Origin of the sequence: Desulfatibacillum aliphaticivorans DSM 15576 (assembly GCF_000429905.1) — a bacterium.
Taxonomy (GTDB): Bacteria; Desulfobacterota; Desulfobacteria; order Desulfobacterales; family Desulfatibacillaceae; genus Desulfatibacillum; species Desulfatibacillum aliphaticivorans.
This window is the reverse complement of record NZ_AUCT01000011.1, coordinates 143251-156047: the sequence shown is the minus strand read 5'-3', so window position 1 is coordinate 156047 and position 12797 is coordinate 143251. Positions and strand designations below refer to the sequence as shown.

9 protein-coding genes and 1 pseudogene are annotated in these 12797 nt (G+C 56.0%); 3 read left to right on the top strand and 7 right to left on the bottom strand.

The genetic code is table 11. The features are described 5' to 3' along the window. The first annotated feature begins 56 nt into the window (after positions 1-56). Entirely contained in the window at positions 57-989 is a 933-nt protein-coding gene (gene htpX / locus G491_RS0112645) for a zinc metalloprotease HtpX (RefSeq protein WP_028314864.1), read from the top strand. A gap of 367 nt (positions 990-1356) precedes the next feature. Here htpX and G491_RS33865 read toward each other — a convergent pair whose 3' ends face one another. From G491_RS33865 to G491_RS0112630, 3 genes are all read right to left on the bottom strand, one after another. Further along, positions 1357-2529, bottom strand: a complete 1173-nt coding sequence (locus tag G491_RS33865) for a glycosyltransferase family 4 protein (protein ID WP_051327223.1) — start codon at positions 2527-2529, stop codon at positions 1357-1359. Positions 2530-2878: 349 nt separating this feature from the next. Then, complete coding sequence (locus tag G491_RS0112635) at positions 2879-3916, bottom strand: ABC transporter permease (protein WP_028314863.1); 1038 nt, start codon at positions 3914-3916, stop codon at positions 2879-2881. Continuing rightward, positions 3913-4803: an ABC transporter ATP-binding protein gene (locus G491_RS0112630; RefSeq protein WP_028314862.1), complete on the bottom strand. Its 891-nt coding sequence runs from the start codon at positions 4801-4803 to the stop codon at positions 3913-3915. The genes G491_RS0112635 and G491_RS0112630 overlap by 4 nt, the downstream gene beginning before the upstream one ends. A gap of 298 nt (positions 4804-5101) precedes the next feature. Here G491_RS0112630 and G491_RS33860 point away from each other — a divergent pair, with 298 nt between their 5' ends. Next, a complete protein-coding gene (locus G491_RS33860; protein WP_169829427.1) occupies positions 5102-7639 on the top strand; it encodes a PAS domain-containing hybrid sensor histidine kinase/response regulator in 2538 nt (845 codons plus the stop codon). 659 nt (positions 7640-8298) lie between these two features. Here the strand turns inward: G491_RS33860 and G491_RS0112620 are convergent. The 3 genes from G491_RS0112620 to G491_RS0112610 are packed head-to-tail and all read right to left on the bottom strand — an operon-like array spanning position 8299 to position 9937. After that, positions 8299-8913, bottom strand: coding sequence for a hypothetical protein (locus G491_RS0112620; RefSeq protein WP_028314861.1), 615 nt, complete (start codon positions 8911-8913; stop codon positions 8299-8301). 13 nt (positions 8914-8926) lie between these two features. Then, positions 8927-9256: a hypothetical protein gene (locus tag G491_RS0112615; RefSeq protein WP_012611168.1), complete on the bottom strand. Its 330-nt coding sequence runs from the start codon at positions 9254-9256 to the stop codon at positions 8927-8929. A 12-nt stretch (positions 9257-9268) separates the two neighbouring features. After that, positions 9269-9937 (bottom strand): RNA polymerase sigma factor, encoded by a 669-nt coding sequence (locus G491_RS0112610; protein WP_028314860.1) that lies wholly within the window; start codon positions 9935-9937, stop codon positions 9269-9271. A 441-nt stretch (positions 9938-10378) separates the two neighbouring features. Here G491_RS0112610 and G491_RS36305 point away from each other — a divergent pair. Beyond that, a pseudogene (locus G491_RS36305) lies at positions 10379-10686 on the top strand (transposase); the annotation flags it as partial. A gap of 176 nt (positions 10687-10862) precedes the next feature. Here the strand turns inward: G491_RS36305 and G491_RS33855 are convergent. Beyond that, entirely contained in the window at positions 10863-12743 is a 1881-nt protein-coding gene (locus tag G491_RS33855; protein WP_051327221.1) for an ATP-binding protein, read from the bottom strand. Positions 12744-12797 lie beyond the last annotated feature (54 nt).

The window sequence follows — 12797 nt, the reverse complement described above, 5'->3', positions numbered from 1 at the left end:
TTGCCTGTATAGGCCCGCACTTTGTGCAAGGACCACTTTGAAGGAGGAAATAATTAATGGGCAACCAGATCAAGAGTGTAATGCTTTTAACGGCCATGACGGCCTTTTTACTTATTGTCGGGCAACTGATCGGCGGCAGGGCGGGAATGACATTCGCCCTGATTATGGCCGTGGGCATGAATTTTTTCAGTTATTGGTATTCGGATAAAATCGTCCTGAAGATGTATCGGGCCAAGGAAGTCAGCCCCGGGCAGGCTTCGGAGCTTTACGGGATCGTGCAAAGGCTGTCCTCCAACGCCGGGCTTCCCATGCCCAAGGTGTACATCATCCCCCAGCAGGCGCCCAACGCCTTCGCCACGGGCCGCAACCCGGAGCACGCCGTGGTGGCGGTCACCGAAGGCTTGCTCAACCTCATGAACCGGGAGGAGTTGGCCGGAGTTTTGGCCCATGAACTGGCCCATGTGAAGAATCGGGACATCCTCATTGGAACCATCGCCGCCACCATGGCCGGAGCCGTCATGTTCCTGGCCAGCATGGCTAAATGGGGCGCCATCTTCGGAGGCTTCGGCGGGAATGACGACGACAACCCCCTGGGCTTTGCAGGCATGCTCATCATGGCTATCCTGGCGCCCATCGGAGCGGCGCTCATCCAGATGACCATATCACGCACCCGGGAGTACCAGGCCGACGCCACGGGCGCCCAAATCGCCGGAAATCCCAAAGGCCTGGCTAACGCCCTGGCCAAGCTGGGAGCCTATTCCGGACGCATCCCCATGGACGCTGAGCCCGCCACGGCCCACATGTTCATTGTGAATCCCTTGTCCGGCAAGAGCCTGGCCAGCCTGTTTTCCACCCATCCTCCGCTGGAGGAAAGAATCGCCCGCCTGACCGGAGCACGCCCCCAAAGCGGCGGCGCGCCCAGCGGCCCTAGCAGGACGGCCAGAAACGCCGAAGACAGCGCCAAGGATTTTTGGGACTCCCTGAAATAGCGCTCCACACCATAAAAAATTACCAAGCCCGGCCATGCTTTCTAACCAAGCAGGCCGGGCTTTTTTGTTCAAGGGCATGGGGTCAAATCTACGTTTGACGTTTGAGGCGCCGCCGGGAACGAATGCAGGATTCTGGGAAGGACGACGGGCGGAAACGGCGATTAAAGACTCGTTCCCATGCTGCGCGTGGGAATGCATATGGCAACTATATGAAATCTATGAACTTCAAGAATCGTCACTGATATAAAAACGCCTTTGCCTTCAGTTCCTGTGCAGGTCAAATTACATGTGCTTGCGCACCCAGGCAGGATACTGCTTTGCCGGGGCTACCCTTCGCCGGTTGCGTTCACCATGCATAAGGCTGCGTTTAACGTTTGAGACGAAAAATCTTCTCAAACGTCAAACGTAGATTTGACCCCATGGGTTTTGGTTCGCGGTGGAAGGCGCCGGAATCCCGGTTCCGGGCCATTTGTTCAAACAAATCCAAATGGTCCTGGGCAACGTTTTCCAGTGAGAAACGGCTGTCCCGAATGGATTCCCTGGCCTGATCCGCCAGTTTAGTGCGCAATTCCGGGTCGTGGGCCAAAAACTCCAGCCTTTGGGCGAAGGTTTCCATGTCTCCCACGGGTACGCAAAATCCGTTCACGCCGTCCTCCACCAGTTCGGGTATGCCGCTGGGGATGTCCGTCACTACCGGGACGCATCCGGCGGCCATGGCTTCCAAAAGGGAGACGGGCGTTCCTTCAAAATCCGAGGTCAGGACCAGGGCGTCGTGCTCCACAAGGTGGCGAAGAACCTGGTCGTTGGGCAGGGTTCCTGTCAGGGTTACAACGCCCCGTTTGATTTGCGGCGCCAGGGCGTTTTTTAGTTCTTCGGCCTGGGGGCCTCCTCCGATGATGGTCAGGGAATAGGGGACATGCCTTTGCTCCAGCCTTTCCGTTAAGGCGGCCAAATCCATAATCCGCTTTTGATGCTGAATCAGCCTGCCCGTGTAGATGATGCGCAGGATGGCGCCGGGCCGGGCCGGGCCTCGCCTCAAGGATGTGACGGCCACGCCCGACGGAATGACATGCGTCCGGGAGGCCAGGTCCGGCAGGTCCTCTTGCACCCTGGCTGCGATGGCGCGGCTGACGCACACCACGGCGTTCCATGAGGCGCCCAGGCGCTGCACGTGGTCGTAATGCACCGGATCGTCGCTGTGGACCACCCCGCAGACCATGACTTTTTCCGAAAGGGCGGGGCAGACGCAGGAGTGGTCGAAATCGTAGCCGGGAACGTAAATGCAAGGCGCCAGGCTTTCCAGATAGTTCAGCAAGGCCTTTTGCCGGGCCTTGAGGGTCGCCTTGGGCCTGGCGGGCAGGAAATAAGCCGGGACGTCGTGGGGCGCCGGCATGGGCATGGGGTCGGGCGCCTTGGGATTGGTCAAAAGCAGGCGGGCGTCATGCCCCCTGCGGTTCAGTTCCCGAATCAGGTTGGAAACGGCCGTGTTGACGCCGCTCAGGCCGTAGGTCGGCGAGCTGAATATTACGCGAAACCCCATGATTTATCCGTCTGCGCCAGGGCGCTCCCTTTTGGCAATTCAATCTTTGAGATTGAAAATAAGTTTTTGAAATTTAGAAATTATGTCTGCGCCGCAGACCTGCCTATATACCAGAGCCCGGGAATCATGGTCCCTTCCCCCCTGGCGGGGGAAGGACAGGATGGGGGGGAGTTGCGCGGTCTCCGCGCCGTAGTCGCGAGGTCTCCTCGCTGTATAGAGGTCACCCCCACCCCAACCCTCCCCCGTCAAGGGGGAGGGAGTTTATTGACGCCCGTATTGGAGTTGAAATCCTTATGGTCTTAGGCAAGGCTTCAAATATAATGTGAAAACCATTTCCCAAAATTTGCCTCTAACCGGTCCACTTGAACATCCAGGAGCCCAGGGCCATGAATACGGTGGTGATCAGGGCCAGGATGAGGATTTGGGGTAAAATTTCCGCGAATCCTCCGCCGTAGCTCATGACCTCCCGCATGCCGGACGTCACGTGGGTCAGGGGCAGGACTTGCGAAATCCCCTTCACCCAGCCGGGAGCGCCTTCGATGGAAAACCACACCTCGGACAAAAACATCATGGGCCAGGAAAGCAGGTTCAAAAGGCCGGAGGCGAATTCCTCGTTAGAGCCCCGGGAGGCGATGACCATGGCCAAGGACACATGGGAGGCGCCGCCCAGCATGAACACCGTAATCAAGGCCAAGTACGATCCCTTGCATTGAAACCCGAACATGAGCACGCAGGCGATGTAAACCAGGAGGGTGGAAAACATGATGACCAGAAGCCGCGAGACCACGTGGGCGCTTAAAAACTGGAACGCGCTCAGGGGCGTGGCCGCCAGGCGCTTCAGCACGTTGTTCTTCCTGTACCGGACCACCACGAATCCCACGCCGAACAGGGCGGAAAACATCATGTTCATGCCCAGGATTCCCGGAAAGAGCCAGTCGATGTAATCCACCTGAAAGCCCTCGATGGTCTGCCGGGCGGTATAGTTTTTCAAAACTTCCGGATCGGCCGCGGCGGCTTCCAGAATATCCCCGGCGATGGCCCCTTTAGGCGAGGTGTCCGACACCCAATAGCTTAAAGGCTCTGTCCCGGCCTGGACCGCTATATCCAGCCGGTGCTCCGCCAGCTTTTCCAGGGCTTCGTCCTTATCCGGCATTTCCACTTTGGAGAAAAAAGGCGAGTCCTCCACCTGGGCCGGAAGTTCGTAGGAAAGAACCTCTCCCTGGCTGGGGACGATCCCCATTTTGTAGGTCGGCTCAGCCCCCCGTCCGAATATGGCGGCGAAGCCCGCAATAATCAGGAACGGAAAGGCGATGTTCCAGAACAAGCCCGCCCGGTCCCGGTAAAATTCTTTGTTGCGGGCTGTGAATAAGGCCCAAAATGCTTTCATTCGCGTAACCTGCGGCCCGTGAGGTCCAGAAAAAGGTCCTCCAAATTCGGGCTCCTCACCGTGATGGAATGGAGATCCACCCCAGCCTGAAGCAGCTTTTCAAGGCATCCTTTGATGTCTTTGGTCTGCAGTTGGATGTTGTCCCCTTTTTGGCGAACCCGGATTTTCTTGTCCGCCAGGGTCATGGGATCGATGGTGAAGCTGGACGCCGGCAGGCTGGCCAGGACGCCCTTGCCGTGCTCCAGCAATAAATCGGCCGGGCTGCCCTGGGCGATGATGGCGCCCTGGTCCATGATGGCGATTTCGTCGCAGAGCTTTTCCGCCTCTTCCATATAATGGGTGGTCAGAACCACGGTTTTGCCCTGGGCCTTGATGGTCCGCACAATGTTCCACACATTCCTGCGCGCCTGGGGATCCAGGCCCGTGGTCGGCTCGTCCAGAAAAACCAGCTCCGGGTCGTTGACCAAAGCTAAAGCCAAAAGCAGGCGCTGCTTCTGCCCGCCGGAGATTTTATCGTTAAACCGCTCCAGGATGTCTTCCATCTGGCAGAGCTCGATCAGCTTGTCCAGATCCATGGGGTTTTTATAGAGCCGGGCGAAAGTGGCCAGGGTTTCCCTGACCGTCAAAAACGACAAAAGCGCCGTGGATTGAAACTGGATTCCCGCCTCCTGGGCGAAATCCCTGGTCCGGGGCTTGCCTTTATAAAGCACCTCCCCCGAGGTTTGGGGAATAATGCCTTCCACAATTTCCAGAGTGGTGGTTTTGCCCGCTCCGTTGGGGCCAAGCAAGCCAAAGCAAACCCCTTGCCTTACCCCAAACGACACGCCGTCAACGGCCCTGACTTTGGGATACTGCTTGACCAGGTTGTGAATTTTCATAATATCCATGGCGATCCTCATCTTTTTACCGCTTGCGAACGGAGTTTTAACACAGAGCGTTTTCTTTCGCCACCCCTGCTTTGCCTGGGGCGGGGTGTGTGCTATAATTACCCAGTCTAAAATCGCCGATTTTAAGATTGCCCCCAAAATATCAAAAATCAATGCGTCATGCGGCAGGGCGCCTCCGCCCCAAATTGTTCTTTCGGGTATCCGGCCAAGCCCCTTCATTCGTGACATGGGACCGTTTATGATCCGTCTTGCGGGAAAAAAGATTCAAACCTTTTTTCAAAGGATACTGCCAACCTCCTTGGAATGGGAGACCAATTACTCCCAGGCCAGAATCAAGCTGTTTTTGGTGGTGTTTCTTATAGCCGCAGGCGGGGTTGTGCTGGGTTTTGGAATTCAGGATCTTTTAAACGGCGCCTACAATGCCGCTTTGCCCGCTTTAGCCGCTGTGACCGGATGTTTTCTTGGCCTGTTTTTTATCAACCGGCCTGCAAAAAAGGCCCTTATATACAGAACTGTTTTCGTCCTCTTGCTGGTTCTGTTCGGAGAGGCGGCTTGGAACGGGGGAGACCAGGGCGCCATGGCCTTATGGGCTTTGATTCTGCCTCCCACCTTTTTCTTTTTGTCCGGAAGAGGCGAGGGCTTGCTCTGGACGCTTGGATCCCTGGCGCTGATTACCTGGATCATGCTGGATCCCTGGAATCTGCTGAATTCCCACCAATACACCGAAGGCTTTTTGCTGCGTTTTTTTCTTTGCTTTGTCATTATTAGCGCGATTTCCTGCGCCTCGGAGCTCTCGCGCTATTGGTATCAAACGGAAATGGAGGAGCAGCATCGCAAACTTTTGGAGGAAAAGGTTTTTTTAAAGAACAGCATCTCCCTGCGCATCCAGGTGGAGGAGGCTTTACGAAAAAGCCAGTCTTTGTACGAGCTGTTGACCAGGAACATGAAGGACGTCATCTGGACCACGGACCTGGATTTCCGTTTGACGTACGTAAGCCCGGGAATCCGTCTGTTGCAAGGGTTTACGCCTGAGGAGCTGGCGGACAAGTCCATTGAAAGCATGATGATCGCCGATAGCCTGAACAACGCCGTGAGCGTGTTGACCCGTCTGGCCGAGAGAAAATTCACCCAGTCAGTGGCCCTGGAAACGGAAATGCTGCACAAGAACGGCGGCTCCGTCTGGGTGGAAACCGTCGCCAGCCTGTACCTGGACGACAATGGGAATCCCGCCGGGTTCATCGGCTCCTCCCGCGACATTTCAGACAGAAAAGGCGCGGAAGCCGCCCTCCGGAAAAGCGAGGAGCGGTTTCGTGAATTTGTGGAAAAGGCCCCGGTGGGCATGTTTACCGTGGACTTGCACGGCAAGTTCACCTACATGAACAAAAAAGTCCTGCAGATGACCGGCTACCGGAGCGCGGACATGCTGGGGCGGCAGTTTTACCAGATCGTCCACCCCGAGGATTTGCCTAAAATCATCCGCGCCATGGAGGACGCTGCATCAGGCGTTCGCACCACTCCTTATCTGCAGGCGCGCATTCGAGATTCCGTGGGGAAGATAATGTGGATCGTGGTCACCTCGGAAATGCTGATGGGATATTCCCAAGACGACAAAAGGACGCCCATCGGATTCCAGTGCTTTGTGGAAGACGTGACCGAACGCAAATTTGCGGAAATGGAAAAGCTCCGTTTGGAGCGCCAACTGCGTCAGTCCCACAAAATGGAGGCCATCGGCACCCTGGCCGGCGGAATCGCCCACGACTTCAACAATATTCTGTCCCCAATCATTGGATACACGGAAATGCTTCGCGACACCCTGAAGGGCGACAAAGCCGCGGTCCGGGATTTGAGCGAAGTGCTGAAGGCCGCCCGCAGGGCCAAGGAACTGGTCAGCCAGATTCTTACCTTCAGCCGCAAGTCCGAGGAAAAGCCCCAACTGGTGGCCCTGGCGCCCATCGTCTCGGACGTCCTGAACCTGATTCGGGCCACCCTGCCCGCCACCATTCAGATTCACAAGGACATTGACCTGAGTTGCGGCTCGGTCATGGCCGATCCCACCCAGATGCACCAGGTGGTCATGAACCTGTGCACCAACGCCTATCAGGTCATGCGCCAGACCGGCGGAGTGCTGGAGGTGACTCTTAAGGAGACCCAACTGAAAGAGAAGGACTTGTCCCCCGCATCATCCATCCAATCGGGCCGGTACGCCTGGCTGTCCATCAGCGACACAGGCGAGGGCATGCCGCCGGAAATCCAGGAACGCATTTTTGAGCCCTACTTCACCACCAAGCCCATAGGGGAGGGCACAGGCATGGGCCTGGCCGTGGCTCACGCCATCGTAACCAAGCACCGGGGGGAGATCCGGGTGCAAAGCTCGCCAGGCCGGGGCACGGTGTTCGACGTGTTTATTCCGGTTATGGAAAGCCAGACCCGGGACGTTCCTTTCATTCCCAGCGCCTTAATGCAAAAAGGCGACGAACGGATTATGCTGGTGGAGGATGAAGAGGCTATCCTGGACATGACCCATCGCATGCTGAAGAAGCTGGGCTACAAGGTGACTCCGTTCCAATCCTCCCAGGAAGCGCTGGAGGCCTTCAAAGACGCTCCCCGCGCCCATGACCTTTTGCTGACCGACATGACCATGCCCCACATGACCGGTTTTGAGCTTGCCGTAAAAATACGGGAGATCAGACCCGACATGCCCATCCTGCTGTGCACCGGATTCAGCGACCAAATTTCCGACGAAAGAATCCGGGACTTCGGCCTCACCGAATTCCTCATCAAACCCATTTCCATGCACGTCATGGCAAGCTCCCTCCGCAAGGTCCTGGACTCCTAAGCAAGACTGGGATCAAACTTGCTTTTGATGTTTGAGGTCCGGGCGCCCATGGGACGCGCTGCGTGCGACCTGTGCAGAGCGATCCCTGCAACTACAAATCAGGTTCAAATTATTCTGCGCCATGATCCGGCCAGCCGCGGCATGCAATGCCGGGGGCCGTAAGGCCAATAAGGGCGGCCAGAAGGTTTGTAAATATCGGAGATGTTCTGCGGCCGAAAAGCCTTATTCGAAACCGTTTTTTCGTAGTTGCGCGGTTTCCGCGCCGTAGGGGCGCTGCTTGCCGCGCCCTGTAGTTGCGAGGTCTCCTCGTTGCAGTTTCACGGTCCCCGCGTGCTGTAGTTGCGAGGTCTCCTCGTTGCAGTTTCACGGTCCCCGCGTGCTGTAGTTGCGAGGTCTCCTCGCAGGGCGGCCCAGGCAACGGCAGTATGGCGCCGTGTTGCTTTAGCAACAAAAGGCGCGGCCGGGAGAGATTGCAGGAGTCTTAGTAGGACGGCGGGCGAAAGCGGCGTCCAAAGACTCGTTCCCATGCTTCGCGTGGGAATGCATACGGAACTATTTGAAATTTATGGATTTCAATAAGCCTTGTTGTTTAGGATGCTTTTTAAGGCGTGCAAAAAAAACGGGCCTCCGCGTTTTGCGGAAGCCCGTTTTGATCGATTCTATTCCTCAGAAGCGGGCGGAGCGTCGGGTTGATCCTCCGGCTCCTGTGCGTCCTCGAGAGGAGGCTGAGGCCCTCCGTCCGGCGGTTGAGGCCCGTCCCCGGGAGGTTGAAAACCTCCCCTGGGAGGCTTGGGCCTGTCGCCCGGAGGCTGCATCCCGTCCCTGGGAGGCTGGGGCCTGTCGCCTGAAAACTCAGGGCGATCTCCCGGCGGAGGTTTGGGGCCGCCCTTGCCCGGAGGGCCTGGAGGCGGCCTGCGCATCATGCGCTTTTCGATTTCTTCAAACTTTCTCCTTTGCTCTTCATTAAGCACTTTGCTGATTTGAACGCGATGCTCCTTGAACAGGGCGTCAATCTCGGGAAAATGCTTCTTTTGCAGGTTCATCATGTTTTTCCGGAAATCCTCCAGAATGCTTTTAATCCGGATCTGCTGCTCCTGAGTCAGGTCCAGATCCTCGGTCAAGCGCTCTAATACGAATTTCAGGTGCTTGCCCTGGCGTTCCTCAAAAAACGAAGCCCGCTGGTGTTTCTGGTACATGCCCATGCCAAGCCCTCCTGCTAGGGCTCCCAGGAAGAAAACCAGGAAAAGCCCGGCATACAGTTTTATCGGTTTCATAATCCTTATCCTGTTATTGCATTTGTATGGTCTGGACCAGCAAGTTACCCAGGGAGTCGTCCATCATGGCTTCCACCAACCCGTATTGGGGGGTAAAATCCTGGCTTAACAGAACCAACGTCATGGCCGCAATCAGAACGCAGGCCACCGGGGCAAAGCGCCAGACCATGCGTTCCAGCATCACGGAGGGCCGTTCTTCCACCGCCTCCTTGCGGGGCAATGTTCTAACGGCGTCCATAACCCGGCTTTGCCACTGCGGGCTAAGGGCGGCCTCCTCCCTGTTCCGGTGTACAGCGGATAGGATGGATCTTGTCTTTTCCCAATCCTTGTTTTTCTGTTCCATACCGCCTCCTGCTTATCCGTTATGCCTTTCCAGCAAAACGTTTTCCAATTTTTTTCTGGCCCTGTAACATCTGACTTTCACATTGGCCGTCGTCCATTTAAGGATTTTGGCCGCTTCCCGCCCGGTCATCCCCTCCAGGTAGACAAGCTCCACTACCATGCGGTCTTTGGGGGATAAACGGGCCAGTGCGGCGTCCAGCACCTCCCTGGCTTCCTTTTGGGCGCACAGGCTTTCAAAGTCGGCTGTGGATTCCTCCGCATAGATCTTGTCCAGCCAGTCGTGATGCTCCCGCGCCAGGGCGGTCATGGCGACCTCCTTGGATTTATAGCGCTTTCGCCAAAAGTCGCAACAGGTCTTGACCGCAATGGACGAAACCCATGGCCTGAAACCATCCCTGTTTTTCAGGTTGGCCAAGGATTTATACGCTTTGATGAATACTTCCTGGGCTACGTCCTCCACCTGGTCCTCGGGCACACGGCGGCGCACGATGCTCGCCACCACGTGGGAGTGGGCCTCAAGCAGATGCTCAAAGGAATTCGCATCCCCATTCAGTATTCTTTCAATGATGCGGGCTTCGTCGGTAATGATTCGGCCTCCTGACGCCCCTGGGGCGGGTCTGGACTTCGGCCCGCCTCCTAAAGCTGTTTGCGTCTCACACTCTGTGGATGCCGATTTTAACACAATAACCGCCTGCCGCCCACACAGCCCTTTCCGCACCGGAGAAAAACCCCGCATGCAGCAATGCTTCCGGTTCTATACCACACATGATTTTCCTTGGTTATCGCCCGGGCTCCCACACATCCTGGGTGGGGACAGGGAACTGAAAATTGCACGCGTTAATGGTTGCGCACATCCCTTGGCAAAGGAAGCCCGGGCGCCTAAACCAGCTAAAGTAACGCCATTATTTTTGCTCGGCCGCAATGGCTGCATGCCTGCCTTGCAAATTTCCCGCCGGAGCAGCCAAATCATCCGGCTGAAAGGAACCAGACCCTGAAAACCTGAATCCGGATAGGCCTTCTGTTCAATGAGTCGTCAGCCTGTTTTCACGGGTTACGTTTTTTTGCAAAAAATTTGCATTCACCAGGCGCTAAGGAAGGATGATTATTCAAACGGCATGGATTTGACGGCGGTTTTGCATCTACGGACAATGTCGATGAGGCCAAAAAAAAGGGGCGTGAAGGACCTTTGTTTCGCCAAAAGGCGCGGCATCAAAGTGGCGGACATGCGCCTCAGCGAGTACGTACACAAAAGACTCAGGAAATTCCGTGCAGGCATCGAGTCCGGAATATCCTGGCTCAAGCGCAGTTTTGGATTGGGGCGCTGCACCTGGAAAGGATGGGAGTTCTTTCAAAGTTATGTCTGGGCCGTCGGTGACGGCGGCGAACTTGCTCACCCTGGCAAGGGCAGAGTTGAAAAAACAAGCAGCTTAAACCGGCATCTGGATTGCAGGAATCATCTTCCACAGGGCAGGTGCGCCCGAAAACCTGCGATCTATAGCTTTGGGACATGAAAATCACAGTGCGTGGCTACGACGGCCAGCGGAAAAAGAACGAATGCTGATCAAAGTCCTATCCAGCCTGGGAAATCCAGGATTTATGGACAGACACTATTTGAGGATATCGTGGACTTTTTGGGAGATACTCTGGATGTTGTATGGCTTTTGGACGAAGCCGTTGCAGCCTCTTTCCATGAGTTCGGCCACGCTTCCGTCCATGCTGTAGCCGGAGGAAATGAGGATTTTCACTTCGGGATTGATTTCCCGCAGTTTGCCGAACACCTCCACGCCGGACATCGCCGGCATGATGATGTCCAGCACCACCATTTGGATTTCGTCCTGCCTTTCCTGGTAGATTCTGATGCCTTTCAAGGGATTCTGGGAGCCGATGACCGTGTAGCCCAGGCTTTCCAAAAGCTCCCGGCAAGCGTGGAGCGCCGGGTACTCGTCGTCGATGATCAGAATCAGGCCGGAGCCATTGACAATCGCCGGTTCCTGCTCCTCTTCCTGGGGGAGGTCATTGCCGCTTCGGGGCAGAAAGATTTCAAACCGGGAGCCTTTTCTCATTTGGCTGGTCGCCTGTATGACCCCGCCGTGGTTGTCCACGATGCCGTAAGCCGAGGCCAGGCCCAAGCCGCTGCCCCGGCCCATTTCCTTGGTGGTGAAAAAGGGGTCGAAAATCCGCTTGAGCGTTTCCTGATCCATGCCAGTGCCCGTATCCGCCACGCTGACGGTGACGTAATCCCCCGGCGGCAGATTTCCCGGCGTGGATTCCGGGGCGATGAGGGACCTGTTTTCCGTCTGGATGAAAATATTTCCGCCTTGGGGCATGGCCTGCCAGGCGTTTAAAAGTAAATTGAGCAAAACCTGTTCGAATTGGGTGCGGTTGACGTCGACAACCCACAGGTTGTCCAGAAGATTGAGGTGTATGCTGACTTCCTTTTTGGTTCTTCCGAACATGTGGGCGGTCTTGAGGATAAGCTGATTCAGGTTGCTGGGCTGGGCCTGCCTTTTGCCGCCCCTGGCCAGATTCAGCAATTGGCGCGTCAGTTCCGAGGCGCTTTTGACCAGTTTTTCTATCCCTTTGGCATGCTCGTAATGCTTATGCCCGGGGTCGCTGGTAATCAGGATCAAAGACGCTCTGCTTTGGATGCCCATGAGCAGGTTGTTGAAGTCGTGGGCCACGCCGCCGGCCAGGGTGCCGATGGCTTTCATATACTGGGCGTGGCGCAGCTCCAGTTCCAGGCGGGCGCGTTTTTTCTCCGAAAGCCGGTGCTCCTCCATTTCCAGAGTCAGGTTCAGGTTGGTTTCCTCCAATTCCGCTGTCCGTTCTTCAATGCGTTTTTCCAGCCCGGCGTTTATGGAAAGAACCTTTCTTTGCTCCTCCTTCAAGAGGTAGGAGAGGAAAAAGCTGGCTCTTTCCTTGTATTCCAGAGAGTAGCAGGCGAAAAAACCTATGCCAATGAGGCTGGCGGTGATGACATTGGTGGCGACTATCCGCTCCATAGGCGGATGGAGGAAGAAAAAGGCCGTCAGGTTGTACACCAACGCGATGACAAAGGCGGAAAAGGTGGCCCAGGTGAAACGCGCGCCAATGGCGGTGAAGTTAAAAAAAAGGACCACAATCAGCCCGGCGGAAAACATTTTGGGGGCGACAACCACCATCATGGCTATGATGCTGACTCCCGTGAGAATGATCATGAACGAGATCGCCCCCTGGATGTATTTTGGCTTGAACTTTCGGGAATTGATGACCAAAAGGAAGGCGATAAAAAGGGGGGAGACAACGGCGTATCTGATTAACCACAGGGTTCCTTTGACCTCCGGCGCCCAGTAAAGGTCCATGATGCCGAACAGGGCGTAAAAGACCATGGCCAGCAAACCCGCCACACGGGTCTGGCGCAAGGTAAACTGGTCGTAATAGTTTCTGAAGGGGGCTTCCAGGTGGGCGTGGTCGCCTGTAAATTTCAGGGTCAGGGGCGCCAGCTGCATCTCTGATACGCCTTTAAGACGGCTTAAGCGCATTTGTTTTTGTCCCCCCAATTC

Bases quoted from the DNA above. Each gene is read 5' to 3' on its own strand.
- htpX (WP_028314864.1), top strand. From the start codon at position 57: ATGGGCAACCAGATCAAGAGTGTAATGCTTTTAACGGCCATGACGGCC.
- G491_RS33865 (WP_051327223.1), bottom strand. From the start codon at position 2,529: ATGGGGTTTCGCGTAATATTCAGCTCGCCGACCTACGGCCTGAGCGGC.
- G491_RS0112635 (WP_028314863.1), bottom strand. From the start codon at position 3,916: ATGAAAGCATTTTGGGCCTTATTCACAGCCCGCAACAAAGAATTTTAC.
- G491_RS0112630 (WP_028314862.1), bottom strand. From the start codon at position 4,803: ATGGATATTATGAAAATTCACAACCTGGTCAAGCAGTATCCCAAAGTC.
- G491_RS0112620 (WP_028314861.1), bottom strand. From the start codon at position 8,913: ATGAAACCGATAAAACTGTATGCCGGGCTTTTCCTGGTTTTCTTCCTG.
- G491_RS0112615 (WP_012611168.1), bottom strand. From the start codon at position 9,256: ATGGAACAGAAAAACAAGGATTGGGAAAAGACAAGATCCATCCTATCC.
- G491_RS33855 (WP_051327221.1), bottom strand. From the start codon at position 12,743: ATGCAGCTGGCGCCCCTGACCCTGAAATTTACAGGCGACCACGCCCAC.